Raw genomic sequence first — 18,697 nt, 5'->3', positions numbered from 1 at the left:
ATGAGCCGCGCCACTCTCTCCCAGATCGGCTATCCGTTCGCCGGCGTTGTGCTCATCTGCGTGCTGTGGGCCGTCGCCTGCTCGCTGTTCAAGATTCCCGAAGCGGTGCTGCCGTCGCCGGACAGCGTCGCCATCGCATTCGTCGACAGCTTCGGTCTGCTGCTGCGCGAGGGCTGGGTGACGCTGACCGAGACCGTGCTCGGCTTCGTGCTGGCATTCGCCGTCGGCGTGCCGATGGCGGTGGCGATCGCCAACTCCCGCCCGCTCAACCTGATGTTCTATCCGCTGCTGGTGGCGCTGCAGTCGGTGCCGAAGGTGGCGCTGGCGCCGATCGTGCTGGTGTGGCTCGGCACCGGCCTCGAATCCAAGCTGGCGATCGTCTGGCTGGTGGCGTTCTTCCCGATCATCATCGATACCGCCGCGGGCCTGCGCGCGACGCCGCGCGATCTCGTCCAGCTGGCGCGTAGCCTCAAGGCCTCGCCCTGGCAGATCTTCTACAAGGTGCAGTTTCCCGCGGCGCTGCCGTTCGTGCTCACCGGCGCCAAGGTCGCGATCACGCTCGCGGTGATCGGCGCGGTCATCGGCGAGTTCATGGGATCGAGCCGCGGTCTCGGCTTCCTGCTGCTCAGCGCCACCTCGCAGCTCAACACGCCGCTGGCGTTCGCCGCGCTGTTTGCGCTGTCGTTCCTCGGCCTCGGCGTCTATGCGGTGGTCGAGATCGCCGAGGTGCTGCTCGCCCGCTGGCTGCCGCCCCGCGCCGCGGGGCACTGAGGCGGCGAGGGGACGGGGCGTACGCCGCGGCGCCGGTCAGGCCGCCTGCAGCGACGACAGGAAGCGTTCGACTTCGCCCTGCAACTGTTCGGAATGCGCCGACAGTCCATTGGATGCCTGCAACAACTGCGCGGCGACGAGGCTCGCCTCGCCCGAGGCGCGGTTGAGGCTGTCGACATTGGCATTGACGTCGCTGGTGCCGACCGCGGCCTGCTGGACGTTGGCGGCGATGTCGCGCGTCGCGCTGTCCTGCTGTTCGACGGCCAGTGTGATGGTGCGCGAGATATCGTTGATTCCGGCAACCGTGGCGACGATCGCCTGGATCGCACCGACCGCTTCTCCGGTCGCGCTCTGGATGCCCTGAATCTGCAGCGCGACCTCTTCGGTGGCCCTGGCGGTCTGGTTGGCCAGCGCCTTGACCTCGCTCGCGACCACCGCGAAGCCCTTGCCCTGCTCGCCGGCACGCGCGGCCTCGATGGTGGCATTGAGCGCCAGCAGGTTGGTCTGATTGGCGATGTTCTGGATCAGCACCACCACCTCACCGATCTTGCGCGTGCCCTCGGCAAGGCTATCGACCACGCGGTTGGTGCGGCGGGCTTCGTTCGCCGCCTGCTCGGTCATGCCGGCGGAGCGGGCGACCTGCTGGCCGATCTCGCCGATCGAGGCTGCAAGCTGTTCGGCGGCTCCCGCCACCGTGTCGACCCCCTGTGAGGCCTGCGCGGCGGCGGCCGCGGCTGCCGCGGCCTGGCGGGCGGCATCCTCGTTGTTGCTGTTGATGGCGGCTGACATGGCCTGCATTTGAGAGGCCGCGGCTGCGACGGCGGCGACAATGCCGCCGACCTTGCGCTCGAACTCGGCCGCCAGCGCCTGCCGCGATGTCTCGCGGGCGTGGGTGGCGCGCTGCTCGGCGTCGGCACGTTCGGTGCGGGCGTGGGCTTCCGCGGTCTGCGCCGCCCTCGCTTCATCGGCGCGCCGCGCCGCCGTCCGGAACAGCTGCGCCAGCGTTGTCGCGAGCCAGGTCAGCACGCCGGCTTCCATCAGCAGCACGACGGCATGCAGCACCACGCGTCCGAAATCGCTGCCGCCGGGATAGATCGCCGCTGGCAGCAGGAAGTTGAGCAGCAGGTGATGCAGCGCCACCGCGATCGTGCCGGCGATGATCGGCCGCGGATCGCAATAGGCCACGAGGCAGGCCAGCGTGGCGAAGAAGTACATGTGCAGGTCGAGCTGCCAGGGATGCCCCGTAAGTTGATAGGTGAGCATGGAGACATCGGCCATCAAGGCCACCGCGACCGTTAGCCGGGTCGACAGCGCGCTGCCGGCGGCGCGCCATGACAGCGTGGGCACCGCGGCGCAGGCGGCGACGAACAGCGCGGGCAGCATCCAGCCGTCTCCCCGCACCATTCCGATCGTGACAGACAGCGGCAGGTGCAGCCACAGCAGGGCGATCAGCGCCTTGCTGGCGGTCTCTCGCAACGTCTCGAGATCGTCGTGGTCGGTGGTCATGCGGGTCTGTCCGTCGGGGTTGTGCGAAGGCAGGCGGAGATCGCCTGCGGGTTGAGGGTGAGCCAGGCGCCGGCGGCCTGCAGCCGCCGCAGCCCGTCGCGGCCGTCCGGGCGGACCACGATGAGCGATGACAAGGCGGTGGTTCGCACGATGCTCGCCTTCGCGTCTGCCGCGGCGGCGAATGTCTGCTGCGGGCTCCACCACGGCGGAAATGCCACCGCGACCACATCCATGCCGGGCGCAGCGCGCAGCGTTAGCGTCGCCATGGCGATCAGGCTTGCGCCGAGAAGCGCGGCCGCGCCAAGCCACGCGGGGGCCTGCGCGGCCGGAATGTGCTGGGCCTGCTTCATGTGGCAACCTGATACCGGGATAAAGCTAACCCTGCGTAAATTCGCGGCAGTTGTGGCGATCTCCGGTCGCTCCCGATGTCCTGCCGCGTGCTCCGGCCGTTCGCGCAATCCGCTGGGAGCGAACGAAAGCTTGATCCGGCGCGCCGTGTCCGGCGCAGCTCTTCGCCCGCGAACGGCCATCGGCGCACCGGCGCGGGGCTTGTATCGCACCTGCGGCAAGCGCTTGGGATCGTGACAGATAAGATGCCGACTTCGGCCGCGTTATGATGATGCGGCGCGCGCCGCCAAGGCGTGTCGGGCCGGCGGGGCGCGGTCCGCGGCGGGGCTGTATTTTAAGTAAATTCTTAAGCGCTGCGATGACCTAATCGCGCCAGAACCCGGCATTGCCGTGCCGGGCGTTTCGGCCTGCCCGATCCGATGGGTCCCATGTTCCGAGTGTTCGCGTCCGTCGCGCCAGATCACCCTGGGGCCCAGCTCGGGCTCGCGGTCGTCGTCGGCCTCCTGGCGAGCGCGGCGATCATCGCGCTCTTTCGCCGTGCGCAGGCGTCGTCGGCGACGGCGCAGACCATCTGGCTCGGCGCCGCGGCGATGGCCGGCGGCTGCGGCTTCTGGATCGCCCATGCCACGGCGATGCCGGTCTATCTCTCCGGTGTGCTCTCCGCCACTGATCCCGCATTCGCGGCGATGTCGCTGATGCTGGTGATCGCGGCGCTCGGCATTGCACTGGGCCTCGTGCTGCGCAGCGAAGCGCAGGTCAATGTCGTGATCGGCGGCCTCGTGCTCGGCGGCGGCATCACGGTGATGCATTACACCGCGCTGTCGGCGCTGGAGCTGCCCGGCCACATGTCGTCGCCGGCATCGCTGGGCGTGCTGGCGCTGATGCTCGCGAGCGGGCTCGGCTGCGTCGCGCTGGCCTTCGCGGCTCGTGGCCGCGATATCTTCCGCTCGATTGCCGCGACCGCGTTCCTCGCCGCGGCCATCGCCGCCCACCAGGTCACGGCGATGCACACCATGGTCTTCGTCGCCGATCCGGTGCTCGCCGGGGTGGCGTCGCCGCTGTCCGGCACCTCGCTGTCGATCGCCATCGCCACCGCGGTGATGGCTTCGCTCTGCCTCGTCGCGCTGATCAGCGACGGCCGCGCCAAGGCCAAGCTCCGCCACCAGGAGATGCTGCTGCACGCCGCGCTGCAGAACATGTCGCAGGGGCTGTGCATGCTCGACGCCGACGGACGGGTGACGGTGTACAACGAGCGCTATGCCCGCCTGACCAATGTCCCCGGCGTGCCGCTGAAGGGGCGGCTGCTGCTGGACCTGTTCCGGATGCGCAAGGCGGCGGGGGATTTCGCCGGCGATCCCGAGGAATTCTTCGCCCGCATCATGACCGACATGCGCGCCGGGATCTCCAGCGTCAAGATCACGGAGCATAACAACGGCCGCGTCGTTCGCATCGTCGAGCAGCCGATGGAGGGCGGCGGCTGGGTCGCCACGCTCGAAGACATCACCGAGGCCCGCAAGGCGCAGGCCCAGCTGGCGTTCATGGCGCATCACGACGCGCTGACCGGCCTTGCCAACCGCAACAGCTTTCGCGAGGCGCTGGAGCGTGCGGTCGGCGGGCTGCGCGAGGGCTGCGAGGTCGCGATCCTGTGCCTCGACCTCGACCGCTTCAAGGAGATCAACGACACGCTCGGCCATCATGTCGGCGACGAACTGCTGAAGCAGGTCGGCGGCCGCCTGTCGGGTTGCGCCCGCGGCTCGGCGCAGGTGGCGCGGCTCGGCGGCGACGAATTCGCCATCGTCCAGGTCGGGGCGGGACCCCAGCCGACGGAAGCCGCAATCCTCGCCCGGGACGTCGTCGAGGCGATATCCGCGCCGTTCGAGATCGGCGGGCACCAGCTCAACATCGGCGTCAGCATCGGCATCACGCTGGCGCCGTCCGACGGCGAGGATCCCGAGCAGTTGCTGCGCAACGCCGACCTTGCGCTGTACCGCGCCAAGGAAGACGGCCGCGGCACGTTCCTGTTCTTCGAGCCGGGCATGGACGCGCGCGCCCAGGCGCGGCGGATGCTGGAGCTCGAGCTGAAAACCGCGCTGAGCCGCGGGGAATTCGAGGTCTACTACCAGCCCATCGTCGGTTTCGAGACTGGCCAGATCGTCGGCTTCGAGGCTCTGGTGCGCTGGAATCACCCGATCCGCGGCCTGATCGCACCGGGGCAATTCATTCCGGTGGCCGAGGAAACCGGCCTGATTCGCGCCATCGGCGACCTCGTGCTGCACAAGGCCTGCCAGGATGCGGCGGGCTGGTCGCAGAAAGTCTGCGTCGCCGTGAACCTGTCGCCGGTGCAGTTCAAGAACGCCGATCTCGTCGGCTCGGTGATCGCGGCGCTGGAGGCGGCGAACCTTCCGGCGGAGCGTCTCGAGCTCGAGATCACCGAAACGCTGCTGCTGCAGGACAGCGATGCCACGTTCGCCACGCTGCGGCAACTGCGCGATCTCGGCGTGCGCATCTCGATCGACGATTTCGGCACCGGCTATTCCTGCCTCAGCTATCTGCGCCGATTTCCGTTCGACAAGATCAAGATCGACCGCTCGTTCGTGCAGGATCTCGACGAGCGCGCCGACGCCATGGCGATCGTGCGCGCGGTCACCGGGCTCGGCCGCAGCCTCGGCATCACCACCACGGCGGAAGGGGTCGAGACCCGCACCCAACTCAACCTTCTGCGCGCGGAAGGGTGTACCGAAGTGCAGGGCTATCTGTTCAGCCCGCCGCGGCCAGGGTCCGAGGTCGAATGGATGTTGTCGAACCGTTCCGCGCGCGCCACCGCGTGATGGCGGCCCCGCCTACCGGCGGGACAGGAAGGCATCGAGCTCGGCCAGCGTCTCCATCGGCATTTCCTCCTGCGGCGAGTGTCCGCAGGCGAAGGCGCGGCCGCTGACGTCGGTCGCCTTCTCGCGCCATGTCGCCAGCACGTCGTAGAGCTGGCCGACGGTGCCCTTGGCGCCCCAGATCGCCAGCAGCGGCGCGGTCACCCGGCGATCGGCATCGTCGGCATCATGGACGAGATCGATGGTCGCGGCGGCGCGATAGTCCTCGCAGATCGCGTGCCGCGTCGCCGGATCGCGGTAGCAGCGCAGATATTCGTCGAACGCTGCCGGCTCGGTCGCGCCCTCGGTCTTGAGCTGGCCGGCGATGTGGTGGCGCAGGAAGAACTCGGGATCGGCGCCGATCATGCGCTCCGGCAGCGGCGCCGGCTGGATCAGGAAGAACCACCAGAAATAGCGTGTCGCGAACGCCTTGTCGGTGCGCTCGTACATCGTCCGGGTCGGTGCGATGTCGAATAGCGCGAGCCGGGTCACGGCCTGCGGGTGGTCGAGCGCCATGCGATGGGCGACCCGCGCGCCGCGGTCATGGCCGACGACGGCGAAGCGGTCATGGCCGAGCGCCTTCATCACCGCCACCTGGTCGCGCGCCATCTCGCGCTTGCTGTAGTTGATGTGATCCGGCCCGCCATCCGGCTTGCTGCTGTCGCCATAGCCGCGCAGGTCGGCGGCGATCACCGTGTAACGGCGTGCCAGTTGCGGCGCGATCTTGCGCCAGGTCACATGGGTCTGGGGATGGCCGTGGAGCAGCAGCAGCGGCGGGCCGTCGCCGCCGACCGCGGCGCGGATGGTCAGGCCCGGCGCCACCGCGACATCGATCAGGCGAAAGCCGTCGAGGAAAGGCGAGGGGCCGCGTTCGGTGATGGGCATGGGCATCGGCATGGTCCGGGCAAACCGTCAGTGCACGCCTGCGACGGCCGTCGCGTTCCGCCATACAGGGAAGCGCTCCGGCCGCGCGGCCGCGCCAGTCATGATCGACTCTATATATCAGCGCGGCGGCCGCGCCTCATCCGTTTCCGGCATCAAACCATCGAAAACACGCATTGGCCGCTCGCGGCTGCCCTCTCTACGGTGCGCTCGCGCGCCTGCGCAGACAGGCGCCGTTCCGGGAGGACCTTCATGACGACTGCGACCCTCGACACCGCACCCCGCCATCCCCGCAAGCCGTTCCACAAACGCCTCTATGGCCAGGTTCTGCTCGCGATCGTCGTCGGCGTGCTGGTCGGGCGCTTCTTCCCGGACATCGGCGTGGTGATGAAGCCGCTCGGCGACGTCTTCATCAAGCTGATCCGCATGATGATCGCGCCGATCGTGTTCGTCACCGTGGTCACCGGCATCGCCAAGATGAGCAGCATGCGCGACGTCGGCCGCATCGGGCTCAAGGCGCTGATCTACTTCGAGGTGGTATCGACGCTGGCGCTGATCGTCGGCCTCGTGGTCGGCAACATCGTCCGCCCCGGCGATGGGCTCAATGTCGATCCGCAGTCGCTCAATGCCTCGCTGGTGTCGAGTTATGTCGGCAGCGGCGAGAAGCTGCATTTCGTCGACTTCATCATGAAGATGGTGCCGGAGACCTTCGTCAGCGCCCTGACCAGCGGCGACGTGCTGCAGGTGCTGCTGGTGTCGGTGGTGTTCGGCCTTGTGCTGGTGCGCACCGGGCGCAGCGACGGCGCGATCGTGCGCATGCTCGACGAGGTTGCCGAGGCGCTGTTCGGGGTGATCGAAGTCATCATGTATTTCGCGCCGCTCGGCGCGTTCGGCGCCATGGCCTTCACCATCGGCAAGTACGGCATCGGCTCGCTGCAGCAGCTCGGCCTGCTGATGCTGTGCTTCTATGCCACCTGCGCACTGTTCATTTTCGGCGTGCTCGGTGCCATCGCGCGTCTCAGCGGCTTCAGCCTGTGGCGGCTGCTGGTGTACATCCGCCGTGAAATCGTGCTGGTGCTGGGTACCTCGACATCCGAGAGCGCGTTGCCGAGCCTGATGACCAAGCTCGAAAACCTCGGCGTCTCCAAGTCCGTGGTCGGTCTCGTGGTGCCGACCGGCTATTCGTTCAATCTCGACGGAATCGCGATCTACCTGACCATGGCGGCGCTGTTCATCGCCCAGGCGATGAACATTCCGCTGCCGCTGGAGCAACAGCTGGCGCTGCTGGCGGTGTTGCTGCTGACCTCGAAGGGCGCGGCGGCGGTCACTGGCGCCGGCTTCGTCACTCTGGCGGCGACGCTGTCGTCGACCCACACCCTGCCGGTCGCAGGCCTCGCGCTGCTGCTCGGTATCGACCGCTTCATGTCCGAGGCGCGCGCCATCACCAACATGATCGGCAACGCGGTGGCCTGCATGACGGTGGCGCGCTGGGAAAACGCCATCGACCGCGAGCGCATGGCCGCGGTACTCGCCGGCCGCGAGGTCGACGATCTGCCGGCCGCGGCCGACAGCGCGCTGCCGCCTCCTGTCGCCGCGCCCGCCGCGACGCAGCTCGCAGGGCGCGCCGGCTGACCGGCCGCGCCCCAGAGACAGCTGGACTCAGGCTGCGTCGAGATGGAATTCGACGTTGACCTGGCCGCTGCCGCTCGCGGCGAAATAGTCGCACATCTGTTCGGCATGGCCATCGAAGGTGTCCCAGCCGAGCGCCGCGAACAGCATGATGGTATCGGCCATGCCGCCTTCGCCATTGCACTTCACGGCATAGTCCGGAAGCATGGCGACGAACTCGCGGTAGCGGCGCTGGCGCCACAGCTCCAGTACATGCAGGTCGACCTGACGGTTGAATTCGCTGGCGATGCTGGTCCATGCCTCCGGGCCGAGGTTGCGGTTCGGCCACAGGCGGTGAGACAGCGAGCCGCTGGCGAGGACAGCGACGCGCTCGTCCGACTGTTCGACGGCGCGGCGCACCGCTTCGCCGAGGCGGCGGCTCTCCTCGACCGAGGTGAACAGCGGCGATGCCACCGATACGACCTTCGCCCAGCCGTCGTTCATGTAATGCATCGGCACGATGGTGCCGTATTCCAGCCCGAGCGTCGGCACCTGATGGGCGAGCACGTTGAGGTCGTTGCGCCGGGCGCTGGCGGCGATGGCGTCGGCCAGCGCCGGGTTGCCCGGCAGGTCGTAGCGCAAATCCCTGATCATGTGCGGCGCCTCGTGGCTGGTGTAGGTGCCGCGATGGTGGGCGTTGGCGTTGATGTGGTAGCCGAAGTTCGACAGCCAGTGGGTATCGAACACCACGAAGGTCGTGACGCCGCGCTCGCGGGCGCGCCGGCCGATCTCGCGCAGCGAGCCGACGGCCTCCCTGCGGGCCTCCTTCAGCGGACTGTCGCCCTGCTCCGACAGCAGCAGCGAGGGCACGTGCGAAACCTTGGCGGCGAGGGCGATCTGTCCCATGGGTGTTTCTCCTGTTTTCATTGGTTGAGGTCTGTGACCGGCCAGTTTTGCTGGCCGAGAGCGGCGACGCATGATGGCGTCGATCCGTCACCCTGAGGTGGTCCCGTCTTGCCGGATCCTCGAAGGGCGACGGCCCGGGAGCCTGCTGCTCGGTGGCCGTTCATCCTTCGAGGCTCGCTGGCGCTCGCACCTCAGGATGACGGAGTGAGCCGCTCGGCGTGATGGAAGGAGGCGTCGCGCCTGGGCTTGTGTTAGTCCGCACCCGCGAATTCTTTCTCGTGCAGCCAGGCGGTGTGGCGCGGCGGCGTCCTGGTGCGCGACCATTCCTCGACCATGTCGCGCGCGACCGACTTCATGCGGCCGAGCTGGTCGGCGGTCGCTGTCCAGGCGGCGACCTCGATGCGGTGGCCGCTGGGGTCGCGGAAATAGATCGACTTGAAGATGGTGTGGTCGGTGATGCCGACGACGGCGAGGCCGGCGGCCTCGGCGCGTGCCTTGGCCTCGTCGAGCGCGGCGAGGTCGGCGACCTGAAACGCGATGTGCTGGGTCCAGTCCGGCGTGTTCGGATCGCGGCCCATCGGCGGCGACTTCGGCAGTTCGAAGAACGCCAGGATGTTGCCGTTCCCGGCGTCGAGAAAGATGTGCATGTAGGGATCGGGGGCCTTGGTCGAAGGCACCTTGTCCTCGGCGATGGCGCCGAGCAGGTCCATGTTCAGGACTGTTTTGTAGAAGTCGGCGGTCGCCTTGGCGTCGACGCAGCGATAGGCGACGTGATGGATTTTCTCGATCTGCATGGGATGCTCCGTGGTGTCGCCAATTCGTAACAAGTGTTACTATTTGCCTTCCTTGATCTGGATCAAACCGTTCGTGGCGGCGGCAGGCTCCGGTGACGGCGATGATTTGGGAGCACAGCATGGCGCGTGGCCGGCAACGACTGGATGAGGCGGGCGGCGCGGCGCCGACGCTCGATCTGCAGGGCTACTTTCCCTATCGGCTGGCGCGGGTTGCCGAGCTGGTGTCGCTGGCGGTGGCCGAGGTCTATGCCGAACGCTTTGCGCTGACGCGGCCGGAGTGGCGGCTGCTGGCGGTGCTCGGCACCCGCGAGGAGATCGCCACCCGCGAGGTGTTGCGGCAGACGACGCTCGACAAGATGCAGGTCAGCCGGGCGATGCAGCGGCTGGAAGGGCGGGGCATCGTGCGCCGGTTTCGCGATCCCGACGACGGCCGCGAGCGCATCGCGCGGCTCACCGCCGCCGGCCGCACGCTCTACAACCGCGTGGTGCCGCTGGCGCTGGCGCGGGAAGAGGCGCTGCTCGCGGCGTTGACGCCGCGGGAAGCGGCGGTGCTGGACAAGGTCATCGACAAGCTTGCCGCGGCGTCCGCGGATCTGGCGGCGGTGGCGGCGCGCACCGAGGCCTGAGCGCGGCGGCGTTTCAGCGCGGCGGCGTTTCAACGCGGCTTCGTGCGCGATGTGTCGCCATCGCGTGCGCCGGTCACGCTCGCCTCCAGCTGTTCGCGCAGCCAGCTGTGCGCCGGATCCTTGTGAAAGCGCTGGTGCCAGACCATGTACATCGGCAATTCCGCGAGGGGGCGGGTCTTGAGGGCCGAAACCTTGCTGGTCGAAGCCTTCGTGGTTGCCGTCTTGCGCGCGGGCTTCGCCGTCAGCGGAATATCGACCCCAGCGAAGTCGCGCATCAGCTGGCTGGCCAGCAGGCTCGGCATGCTGGCGAGCATGTCGGAGCCGTGCAGGAATGCCGGTACGCCGCTGAAGTTCGGCACCGAAATCGCGATGTCGCGGCGGATGCCGCCGGCGGCGAGGCGGCGGTCGAAATCGAGCCGCTCATTGTCGGTGTAGACCACGGTGATGTGCCGCGCCGCAAGATAGGCGGCCCGCGTCGCCGGGGCCGCGCGTACCTTGCTGTCGTAGAAGCAGACATAGTGATCCTGCAGCAGGCGCTTCTGGACGATGTCGATGCCCGATGGCGGCAACGGCGTGATCAGGAGGTCGCAGCGTCCCTCGCGTAGCATCGCCGCCGACGGCGATTGCGACGGGATCACCCGCAGGCTGAAGCTCGCGACCGCGGCCTCGACCCGCTGGAAGAAGCCGGGCAGCAGCAGGTCGCGCTGGAAGTCGTTGGCGGCGATGGTCAGCGTCAGCCGGGCGCCGGCCGGGCGGAAAGTCGCCGCGCCGGCGAACTGGCGCATGTCGTCGAGCAGGGTGCGGGCGCGCGCCGCCAGCGCGTGGGCATGGGCGGTGGCGACGATGCCGCGGCCGGACTTGGCGAACAGCGGATCGCCGACGATGCGGCGCAGCTTCTGCAGGCTGTGGCTGACGGCCGACTGGGTCAGGCCGAGCCGGGTGGCGGCGGCTGTGACCGAACCTTCCTCCAGCACGGCCAGGAACAGCTTCAGGGCATGGCCGTCGAGCGCCAAATGATCGATTTTGCTCATGCAATATATGATAATCCATCTCTATATTTTGAGAATAGGGCGGTCGATGATCCCGGCAAATCCGCAGCGCCCCGCGCGGCTGCGGCCATTGCAGGGAGGATGACGCAGGCATGACCATCCAGAATTTTCGCTTCGATCCGCAGGATCGCGACAGTAACCAGCCGCTGCCCCGTCTCGGCCAGGGCGGCTTTTTCGAGCGCGACCGCTCGATCCACCCGCCGGCCTATGCGCCGGGCTACAAGTCGTCGGTGCTGCGTTCGCCGCGCTATGCGCTGTTGTCGTTCGATGCCGGCCTGTCCGAGCGCACCGGCCCGGTGTTCGGCCAGAACGACCTCGGCCCGCTCGACAACGACCTGATCCGCAACTACGCCAAGACCGGCGATCCCATCGGCGAGCGCATCGTGGTGCATGGCCGCGTCCTCGACGAGACCGGCCGCGGCGTGCCGCACACGCTGGTGGAATTCTGGCAGGCCAACGCCGGCGGCCGCTACCGCCACAAGAAGGACACGTATCTCGCGCCGGTCGATCCCAATTTCGGCGGCTGCGGCCGCGCGCTGACCGACGACAGCGGCTACTACTATTTCCGCACCATCAAACCCGGCCCCTATCCGTGGCGCAACTACATCAACAGCTGGCGGCCGGCCCACATCCACTTTTCGATCTTCGGCTCGGGGTTCGCCCAGCGCCTGATCACCCAGATGTATTTCGAGGGCGATCCGCTGATCCGCACCTGCCCGATCCTCCAGGCCGTGCCGGACAAGGACGCGCTCGATCGTCTGGTGGCGCCGCTCGATCTGCACGCCAGTGCGCCGCTCGACCTCCTGACCTATCGCTTCGATATCGTGCTGCGCGGCCAGCGCTCGACGTTCTTCGAAAACCGCCCGGAAGGAAACTGATCATGGTGCAGGCGTTGCCTTATCTGAAGGAAACCGCGTCGCAGACCGCCGGGCCGTATGTCCATATCGGCCTGATCCCCGACATGGCCGGGTTCGACATCTTCGAGAAGAATTTCACCAGCGTGTTGGCGGGCCCGGAGACGCCGGGCGAGCGCATCCGCATCGAGGGCCGTGTCATCGACGGCGCGGGGGCGCCGCTGCGCGACGTGCTGCTGGAGATCTGGCAGGCCGACGCGAGTGGCCGCTACAACCATCCGGCGGATGGCCAGGCCAATCCGCTGGCGTCGAGTTTTCGCGGCTGGGGCCGCGCGGGCTCGCATTTCGAGACCGGCCTCTACACCTTCGACACCATCAAGCCCGGTGCGGTGAAGGGGGGCGGCGGCGCGCCCCAGGCGCCCCATATCAATGTCTGGATCGTGGCGCGCGGCATCAACATCGGTCTGTGCACGCGGCTGTACTTCTCCGACGAGACCGCGGCCAATGCCGCCGACCCCGTGCTCAACCTCGTCGACAATCCGGCGCGGCGGCAGACCTTGATTGCGAAGCGCAGCATCCGTGACGGCCAGGTGGTCTACACCTTCGACGTCACCCTGCAAGGCGACAACGAGACGGTGTTCTTCGACATCTGAGCCTTTTGCGTTTGCGAGCATTACCAAGAGCGGCGCCGTCCGATCGACGGCGCCACTTTTGTGCCCTGTGGCGCGCAGCGCCATAGATATGAATGTAAACAAAATGGCGGTGGAACTTTTGATCGGCTGACTCTACCGTGAGAGTCGTTGTGGAAAACGGGCAGGGTGGCCGGCGGCGTTTCCGTGCGCCGGCGTGCTGCCAGATCCCGGCTTGCGCGAGGTCGATAGCGGTTCATGGCTCGAATTGTGCGGTGCGCGCGTGCGCATCTGACCGGGGCGGCGGCAGCGGCGTTGCTGTCGGCCGCCTCGGCTTTCCCCGTTGCGGCGGAAACCCTGAAGGACTGGCGCTGCACGGGCAACCCGGACATTCCCTGGGACGAGCAGGTGGCGGCCTGCACCAAGGCGATCCAGTCCGGACGTTTCGTCGGATCGGCGGCGGTGGCCGCGTACTACGACCGTGCTCTCGCCTATCAGAACAAGGGCGACAGCGGCAACGCCATCGCCGACTATGATCACGCGATCGAGCTCGATCCGAAATTCGCGCTGGCCTACAACAACCGGGGCAACGTGCGCCAGGCGGTCGGCGAATATGACCGCGCCATCGCCGACTACGAACAGGCGATCGCACTCGATGCGAAGTACGCCAATGCCTACAACAACCGCGGCAACGCCTATAAAGCCAAGGGCGACAACGATCGCGCCATCGCCGATTACGATCAGGCGATCGCGCTCAACCCGAAGTTCGTCCTCGCCTACGACAACCGCGGCAACACCTACCTCGCCAAGGGCGACAACGACCACGCTCTCGCCGACTATAGCCAGGCGATCGCGCTCGATCCGAGGTTCATCAACGCCTACAACAGCCGCGGCAACATCTACAAGGCGCGGGGCGACAACGATCACGCCATCGCCGACTATAGCCAGGCGATCGCGATCGATCCGAAATTCGCGTTCGCCTACAACAACCGCGGCAATGCCTACAAGGCCAAGGGCGACAACGATCACGCCATCGCCGACTATGACCAGGCGATCGCGCTCGATCCGAAATACGTCAGTGCCTACAACGGTCGTGGCAACGCCTACCAGGCCAAGGGCAGCAACGACCGGGCCATCGTCGACTACGATCAGGCGATCACGCTCGATCCGAAATATGCGCTCGCCTACAATGGCCGCGGCGCGGCCTATCATGCCAAGGGTGACGACGACCGCGCCATCGCCGACTGCAGCCACGCCATCGCACTCGATCCGTCCTATGCCGTCGCCTATGAGAATCGCGCCATCGCCTACCGCGCCAAGGGCGACACCGAGCGCGCCGCCACCGACCACAACGAGGCGGTGCGGCTCGGTCAGAAGCCCGCCGGCCGCGCGCCGTAGCGCGGGTCGATGGAAGGCGTGATCGCCGGCGCTCGGTTCGCGCGCCGGCGCAGCCGGGCGTCGGTGCATCCAGAGCGTTTTCGAGCGAAGTGGGCACCGGTTCGCGTGAAGAAAATGCTTCAGGGCAGGAATTTCGAGCGCGTTTGCGTTCCCATCAAACGAGAACGCGGCTCTAGTGGCCGCGGCCGACGAACAGCTGGTACAGCGTCAGCACGATCTCGAAGCTGATAAGGCCGACGATCGCCCACTCCAGCCGCAGCGTGCGGCGGGTGTCGATCATGTCGGTCAGCGCCTGGGCGGTCTCGGCGATCACCGTGAGCTTGCGGTCGAGTGCCTCGACGCGCTCCTGCAGCTCGTACTCATCTTCGAGGCGGGTATAGAGCCGCTCGAGCTCCGGCTTGTCCCACAGCGCATCGGGCTTCTCGGTCACGGCAACGCGGCCGGACACGCGCTGCTGCACCAGCAGCGCGTTGCCGATCAGCTTGAGCATCGCGGTGCGGTCGTGCGGGGTGCGGCCGCGCTCGGCGAGTTCGCGCGCGAACGGCTCGATGACATCGAACACGGCGGCGACACGGCGCTCGTCATGGGCGAGCACCGTGCTCTTGGCGAGGGCGTCGGCGACCAGCAGCAGGCGGTCGTTGGACAGCGAGGCGATCCGGATCGGGCCGCCGGGAGGCACGACGTCGCCGGGATCGTCGCCGAGTTCGACCTCGGTTGCCTCTTCCTCGTAGCGCACGAATTCGCTGATGATGCGCGGCTTGAGTGCGGAGAGGAACCCGGCCTGCTCGTCCGGCGTCAGCCCGATCAGCACCACCACGCCATAGCGGAACAGCACGGCCATGCCGTCGTTCTGCACCCGGAACGCCACCGGGGTGGTCGAGATCATGTCGCGGGCTTCGAAGCCGCTGGCGTTGAGGCGATCGCCGACCAGCAGCGCGCGCACGCTGAGGCGTCGTCCGATCGGGGAGGAGGGGGCGGCGGTCATGGATACTCCGTCATCTGCCGGGCAAGGCTAGGCCGTCCGGGGAAATAGGCAAGGCCTGGCCGCGGAAGGAACCCTTTACCAAACAATGCGTTGTCAAGGACTTGACGCCTCGCCGTCGCCTTGATGACACATCATGTTGTCACTGCGGTGGTGGGGCGCCCCGCCGACCGCGCCGTCCCGCCCTTGTCGCCGCTCCAACTGCCCGATCATGCCGATGACGCCGTTCGTGTCCTGCCGCCTTCGTCCGATCCGGATCTGCCCGCGAGAGGCGGTGCGATGAGCGCGGCACCGAACGGCCGGCGCGTCATCGCCGACATCGGCGGCACCAATGCGCGCTTCGCGATTGCCGAGCGGGGCGCCTATCGCGCGCTGTCCCATGTCGCGGTGCGGGATTATCCGACGCTGCAGGATGCGCTGGCCGATTATCTGTCGCGGCTGCCGGCCGATATGCAGCCCGCGACCGGCGTGCTCGCCATTGCCGCTCCGATTCTCGGCGACGAAATCCATCTCACCAACCAGAGCTGGTCGTTCTCGATCGCGGCGCTGAAAACGGCGCTCGGGCTGTTGTCGCTGCGGGTCATCAACGATTTCGCTGCGGTCGCCGCCGCGATCCCCTACCTGCCGGCGGCGAGCTGCCGCCCGATCGGCCCGGCGATCGCCGGCGCGCATGGCCCGATCGGCGCGATCGGTCCGGGGACCGGTCTCGGCGTCAGCTCGCTGGTGCCGGACCGGGGCGGCTGGGCCTTGGTGGCGGGCGAAGGCGGGCATGTGACGCTGCCGGGAGTGACGGCGGAGGAAGATGCCGTGATCGTGGCGCTGCGGCGGCGTTGGTCGCATGTCTCCGCCGAGCGCGTGCTGTCGGGGCCCGGCCTCGTCAATCTCTACGAAGCGCTGTGCACGGTCGCGGGCCAGCCGGCGCAGCCGTTGTCGCCGGCGGAGATCACCGACCAGGCCATTCGCGGCACCGATCCGACCTGCGTTGCGACGCTGCGGATGTTCTGCGCGATGCTCGGCACGGTGGCGGGCAATCTTGCGGTGACCATCGGGGCCACCGGTGGCATCTATCTCGCCGGCGGGATTGTCCAGCGCTTTGTCGATGTCTTCGCCGCATCGCCGTTTCGCGCGCGCTTCGAAGACAAGGGGCGCTTTCAATCCTATCTCGAACGTATCCCGACTGTCGTGATCATGGACGAGTCGCCGGCGCTGCTGGGGCTTGCCAATTATGAGGACCGCCGCACGGCCTGACGGTCCGTGTCCGATCCGGCGTGGCGGCGTTTAAAGCAGCCCGGATGGTTCAGGATTGTTCCAGCGCGCACATATTATTATGTCAGAGCGCAATCGCACGTGGACGGCGCGGCCGTCACATCGCCGCGCCGGAGCAAAGGCCTGCAAAAAGCAACCGACGGTCACGGGCGAATGTATCCCGTGCAACATTTCGTGCAACCGCGGCCCATGATTTGATCACGCCGGCAAGCGCACGTTGTGCCACTTGATGACGCAACGATGAAAAGCTGTGCTTGTTTCCATCCGGATCGCATGCAATCTTTTTACGGAAACGCGCGTTCAAGAGTCATTTTCGTTCCCGTCACTCTTTGAGATCGAGGGTCTGTCCATGGCCAACCTCTCTCAGGAAACATCCGCCCCCTGGCGGATCGGCGTGCTGTTTTCGCGAACAGGCTTCATGTCGGTGATCGAGGAGACCCAGTACCGGGGCACGCTGCTGGCGATCGACGAGATCAATGCCGCGGGCGGGGTGTGCGGCCGCGAGCTCGTTCCCGTCGCCTATGATCCCGGCTCCGATTCGCTCGCCTATGGTCATTACGCCAAGCGGCTGATGATCGAGGACGAGGTCTCCACCATATTCGGCTGCTACACCTCGTCGAGCCGCAAGGCGGTGCTGCCGGTGGTGGAGCGGCTCAACGGCCTGCTGTGGTACCCGACACTCTATGAAGGTTTCGAGGCCTCGCCCAACGTCATCTATACCGGCGCCTCGCCCAATCAGAACAGCCTGGCGCTGTGCCGCCACCTGATGGACAATTTCGGCAGCCGCTTCTACTTCGTCGGCTCCGATTACATCTATCCCCGCGAATCCAACCGCGTGATGCGCGAGCTGCTCAAGGCCAATGGCGGCTCGGTGGTCGGCGAGCGCTATGTCAGCGTCCATGCCCGCTGGCAGGATTTCCTTCCGATCATCCAGGACATTCGCCGCATTCGTCCCGACGTCATCTTCTCCACCGTGGTGGGGGAGGGCACCGTCCATCTCTACCAGGCCTATGCCAATGTCGGCCTCGATCCCAAGCAGGTACCGATCGCCAGCCTGACCACGACCGAAGCCGAGATCGCCGCCATGGGCTTCGATGTCGGCGAGGGCCACATCACCGCGGCGTCCTACTTCCAGGGGATCGAAGGCAACGCCAACAACGCCTTCGTACGGCAATTCAAGAAGCGTTATGGCGACGACGCGTCCACCAACATGTGCGCCGAGGCCTCCTACTTCCAGGTGCAGCTGTTCGCCCGGGCGCTGGAACAGGCCAATTCGCTGGACACCGAGGTGCTGCGCGCCATGGTGTTCGGCAGCAGTTATGATGCACCGCAAGGTGCGGTGACCGTGAACCCGATGTCCGGCCACACCGACCTGTGGACCCGGATCGGCCGCGCCAACCGCAGCGGCCAGTTCGACGTCATCAATCAATCAAAGGAAGCAGTTCACGCCGATCCCTTCCTGATCGGCTACGGACGGGCCACGGCGCAGTCAGGACACGCCCAATGACCGAAACCATGCGCAAGCCGGCCGGCAATCGCGAGATGGCCGGCCGCAAATCGATGGTGCAGGAGCTCGCCGATCTCAGCGTGGTCGTCGTCGCGCCGGTCGACGATCAGACCAGCCTGCTGCTGCGCGAGCTGCAGCGGTTCCGCATGCGCGTCCGCCAGGTGTGGCCGATGCCCGAAAGCGTGCCGGGCGACGCCGATGTCGTCTACTGCGACTACTGTCCGGATCTCGCGCGCCGCCTGCCGTGGATTCCCGGTGATGCGCGCTCGGCGCTGGTCGTCATCGTGCCGCAGACCGAGGCGATTCAGGCAGAAGCGTTGTCCCATGCGACGCCCAACGCGGTGCTGTCGCGCCCGTTCACGTCGAATGCGGTGCTCTCGAGCCTCGTGCTGGCGCGCAGCCAGTTCGGCTACGAGAAGCGGCTGCGCAGCAAGATCGAAAAGCTCGACGAGAATCTGCGTTCGATGCGCACCGTCGAGCGAGCTAAGGCCATCCTGATGGCGACGCGGCAGATGCCGGAAACCGAAGCCTACAGCTTCATTCGCAGACAAGCGATGGATCGTCGCGTGTCCGCGAGTGCAGTTGCTGCAGCCATCGTTGACTCCTTCGAATTGCTTGGCTACGATCCGCAACACTGATCCCCAATAGCGGGGACCGGCGGCGACACAGCCGCCAACATGACAACCGGCAACAAAGCCCTCCCAATG

The 18,697-nt window shown here is 67.0% G+C and carries 18 protein-coding genes; 10 read left to right on the top strand and 8 right to left on the bottom strand.

From position 1 onward, the window contains the following. Complete coding sequence (locus JQ639_RS14395; RefSeq protein ID WP_211967061.1) at positions 1–771, top strand: ABC transporter permease; 771 nt, start codon at positions 1–3, stop codon at positions 769–771. 36 nt (positions 772–807) lie between these two features. Here JQ639_RS14395 and JQ639_RS14390 read toward each other — a convergent pair whose 3' ends face one another. Continuing rightward, positions 808–2,277: a methyl-accepting chemotaxis protein gene (locus JQ639_RS14390; RefSeq protein WP_211967062.1), complete on the bottom strand. Its 1,470-nt coding sequence runs from the start codon at positions 2,275–2,277 to the stop codon at positions 808–810. Beyond that, on the bottom strand, positions 2,274–2,627 hold the full coding sequence (locus JQ639_RS14385; protein WP_211967063.1) for a hypothetical protein: 354 nt from the start codon (positions 2,625–2,627) through the stop codon (positions 2,274–2,276). Before JQ639_RS14385 ends, JQ639_RS14390 begins: the two co-directional genes overlap by 4 nt. 426 nt (positions 2,628–3,053) lie before the next feature. Between JQ639_RS14385 and JQ639_RS14380 the strand changes: the two genes are divergently transcribed. Next, on the top strand, positions 3,054–5,453 hold the full coding sequence (locus tag JQ639_RS14380) for a putative bifunctional diguanylate cyclase/phosphodiesterase (RefSeq protein ID WP_211967064.1): 2,400 nt from the start codon (positions 3,054–3,056) through the stop codon (positions 5,451–5,453). Positions 5,454–5,465: 12 nt separating this feature from the next. On the opposite strand, the gene JQ639_RS14375 is transcribed toward JQ639_RS14380, so the two are convergent. Beyond that, positions 5,466–6,380, bottom strand: coding sequence for an alpha/beta fold hydrolase (locus JQ639_RS14375; RefSeq protein ID WP_211967065.1), 915 nt, complete (start codon positions 6,378–6,380; stop codon positions 5,466–5,468). Between the two features lie 243 nt (positions 6,381–6,623). Here JQ639_RS14375 and dctA point away from each other — a divergent pair, with 243 nt between their 5' ends. Beyond that, on the top strand, positions 6,624–8,003 hold the full coding sequence (dctA, locus tag JQ639_RS14370; protein ID WP_211967066.1) for a C4-dicarboxylate transporter DctA: 1,380 nt from the start codon (positions 6,624–6,626) through the stop codon (positions 8,001–8,003). A 27-nt stretch (positions 8,004–8,030) separates the two neighbouring features. On the opposite strand, the gene hpaD is transcribed toward dctA, so the two are convergent. Together hpaD and JQ639_RS14360 are read right to left on the bottom strand one after the other, a co-directional pair. Beyond that, on the bottom strand, positions 8,031–8,885 hold the full coding sequence (hpaD, locus tag JQ639_RS14365; RefSeq protein ID WP_211967067.1) for a 3,4-dihydroxyphenylacetate 2,3-dioxygenase: 855 nt from the start codon (positions 8,883–8,885) through the stop codon (positions 8,031–8,033). Positions 8,886–9,136: 251 nt separating this feature from the next. After that, on the bottom strand, positions 9,137–9,679 hold the full coding sequence (locus tag JQ639_RS14360; RefSeq protein ID WP_211967068.1) for a VOC family protein: 543 nt from the start codon (positions 9,677–9,679) through the stop codon (positions 9,137–9,139). 119 nt (positions 9,680–9,798) lie between these two features. On the opposite strand from JQ639_RS14360, the gene JQ639_RS14355 reads away from it, so the two are divergent. After that, positions 9,799–10,305, top strand: a complete 507-nt coding sequence (locus JQ639_RS14355; RefSeq protein WP_211967069.1) for a MarR family winged helix-turn-helix transcriptional regulator — start codon at positions 9,799–9,801, stop codon at positions 10,303–10,305. 29 nt (positions 10,306–10,334) lie between these two features. Here JQ639_RS14355 and JQ639_RS14350 read toward each other — a convergent pair whose 3' ends face one another. After that, a complete protein-coding gene (locus JQ639_RS14350; RefSeq protein WP_211967070.1) occupies positions 10,335–11,336 on the bottom strand; it encodes a LysR family transcriptional regulator in 1,002 nt (333 codons plus the stop codon). Between the two features lie 110 nt (positions 11,337–11,446). Here JQ639_RS14350 and pcaH point away from each other — a divergent pair, with 110 nt between their 5' ends. The 3 genes from pcaH (at position 11,447) to JQ639_RS14335 (ending at position 14,235) form a co-directional block, all read left to right on the top strand. After that, the gene (gene pcaH, locus JQ639_RS14345) at positions 11,447–12,232 is read left to right on the top strand and encodes a protocatechuate 3,4-dioxygenase subunit beta (RefSeq protein WP_211967071.1); all 786 of its coding nucleotides are present in this window, start codon (positions 11,447–11,449) and stop codon (positions 12,230–12,232) included. Positions 12,233–12,234: 2 nt separating this feature from the next. Further along, the gene (gene pcaG, locus JQ639_RS14340; RefSeq protein WP_211967072.1) at positions 12,235–12,861 is read left to right on the top strand and encodes a protocatechuate 3,4-dioxygenase subunit alpha; all 627 of its coding nucleotides are present in this window, start codon (positions 12,235–12,237) and stop codon (positions 12,859–12,861) included. 234 nt (positions 12,862–13,095) lie between these two features. After that, the gene (locus JQ639_RS14335) at positions 13,096–14,235 is read left to right on the top strand and encodes a tetratricopeptide repeat protein (protein WP_211967073.1); all 1,140 of its coding nucleotides are present in this window, start codon (positions 13,096–13,098) and stop codon (positions 14,233–14,235) included. A 172-nt stretch (positions 14,236–14,407) separates the two neighbouring features. On the opposite strand, the gene JQ639_RS14330 is transcribed toward JQ639_RS14335, so the two are convergent. Next, positions 14,408–15,220: an RMD1 family protein gene (locus JQ639_RS14330; RefSeq protein WP_211967074.1), complete on the bottom strand. Its 813-nt coding sequence runs from the start codon at positions 15,218–15,220 to the stop codon at positions 14,408–14,410. 276 nt (positions 15,221–15,496) lie between these two features. On the opposite strand from JQ639_RS14330, the gene glk reads away from it, so the two are divergent. Further along, entirely contained in the window at positions 15,497–16,465 is a 969-nt protein-coding gene (gene glk / locus JQ639_RS14325) for a glucokinase (RefSeq protein ID WP_211967075.1), read from the top strand. A gap of 115 nt (positions 16,466–16,580) precedes the next feature. Here the strand turns inward: glk and JQ639_RS14320 are convergent, their stop codons facing one another. Then, a complete protein-coding gene (locus JQ639_RS14320) occupies positions 16,581–16,787 on the bottom strand; it encodes a hypothetical protein (protein ID WP_211967076.1) in 207 nt (68 codons plus the stop codon). 45 nt (positions 16,788–16,832) lie between these two features. Between JQ639_RS14320 and JQ639_RS14315 the strand changes: the two genes are divergently transcribed. Further along, on the top strand, positions 16,833–17,990 hold the full coding sequence (locus tag JQ639_RS14315; protein ID WP_211967077.1) for a transporter substrate-binding domain-containing protein: 1,158 nt from the start codon (positions 16,833–16,835) through the stop codon (positions 17,988–17,990). Then, a complete protein-coding gene (locus JQ639_RS14310; protein ID WP_211967078.1) occupies positions 17,987–18,628 on the top strand; it encodes an ANTAR domain-containing response regulator in 642 nt (213 codons plus the stop codon). Before JQ639_RS14315 ends, JQ639_RS14310 begins: the two co-directional genes overlap by 4 nt. The last annotated feature ends 69 nt before the right edge of the window (positions 18,629–18,697 follow it).

Origin of the sequence: Bradyrhizobium sp. U87765 SZCCT0048, from assembly GCF_018131225.1 — a bacterium.
Classification (GTDB): Bacteria; Pseudomonadota; Alphaproteobacteria; order Rhizobiales; family Xanthobacteraceae; genus Bradyrhizobium_A.
Note: the sequence above shows the minus strand (reverse complement) of the source record. Positions and strands in the feature narration are given on the sequence as shown.

Coding starts and splice junctions, on each gene's coding strand:
- JQ639_RS14350 (WP_211967070.1), bottom strand. CDS start 11,336: ATGAGCAAAATCGATCATTTGGCGCTCGACGGCCATGCCCTGAAGCTG.
- JQ639_RS14380 (WP_211967064.1), top strand. CDS start 3,054: ATGTTCCGAGTGTTCGCGTCCGTCGCGCCAGATCACCCTGGGGCCCAG.
- JQ639_RS14355 (WP_211967069.1), top strand. CDS start 9,799: ATGGCGCGTGGCCGGCAACGACTGGATGAGGCGGGCGGCGCGGCGCCG.
- JQ639_RS14315 (WP_211967077.1), top strand. CDS start 16,833: ATGGCCAACCTCTCTCAGGAAACATCCGCCCCCTGGCGGATCGGCGTG.
- dctA (WP_211967066.1), top strand. CDS start 6,624: ATGACGACTGCGACCCTCGACACCGCACCCCGCCATCCCCGCAAGCCG.
- JQ639_RS14330 (WP_211967074.1), bottom strand. CDS start 15,220: ATGACCGCCGCCCCCTCCTCCCCGATCGGACGACGCCTCAGCGTGCGC.
- JQ639_RS14375 (WP_211967065.1), bottom strand. CDS start 6,380: ATGCCCATGCCCATCACCGAACGCGGCCCCTCGCCTTTCCTCGACGGC.
- pcaH (WP_211967071.1), top strand. CDS start 11,447: ATGACCATCCAGAATTTTCGCTTCGATCCGCAGGATCGCGACAGTAAC.
- pcaG (WP_211967072.1), top strand. CDS start 12,235: ATGGTGCAGGCGTTGCCTTATCTGAAGGAAACCGCGTCGCAGACCGCC.
- JQ639_RS14395 (WP_211967061.1), top strand. CDS start 1: ATGAGCCGCGCCACTCTCTCCCAGATCGGCTATCCGTTCGCCGGCGTT.
- JQ639_RS14335 (WP_211967073.1), top strand. CDS start 13,096: ATGGCTCGAATTGTGCGGTGCGCGCGTGCGCATCTGACCGGGGCGGCG.
- JQ639_RS14385 (WP_211967063.1), bottom strand. CDS start 2,627: ATGAAGCAGGCCCAGCACATTCCGGCCGCGCAGGCCCCCGCGTGGCTT.
- JQ639_RS14310 (WP_211967078.1), top strand. CDS start 17,987: ATGACCGAAACCATGCGCAAGCCGGCCGGCAATCGCGAGATGGCCGGC.
- hpaD (WP_211967067.1), bottom strand. CDS start 8,885: ATGGGACAGATCGCCCTCGCCGCCAAGGTTTCGCACGTGCCCTCGCTG.
- JQ639_RS14360 (WP_211967068.1), bottom strand. CDS start 9,679: ATGCAGATCGAGAAAATCCATCACGTCGCCTATCGCTGCGTCGACGCC.
- glk (WP_211967075.1), top strand. CDS start 15,497: ATGAGCGCGGCACCGAACGGCCGGCGCGTCATCGCCGACATCGGCGGC.
- JQ639_RS14390 (WP_211967062.1), bottom strand. CDS start 2,277: ATGACCACCGACCACGACGATCTCGAGACGTTGCGAGAGACCGCCAGC.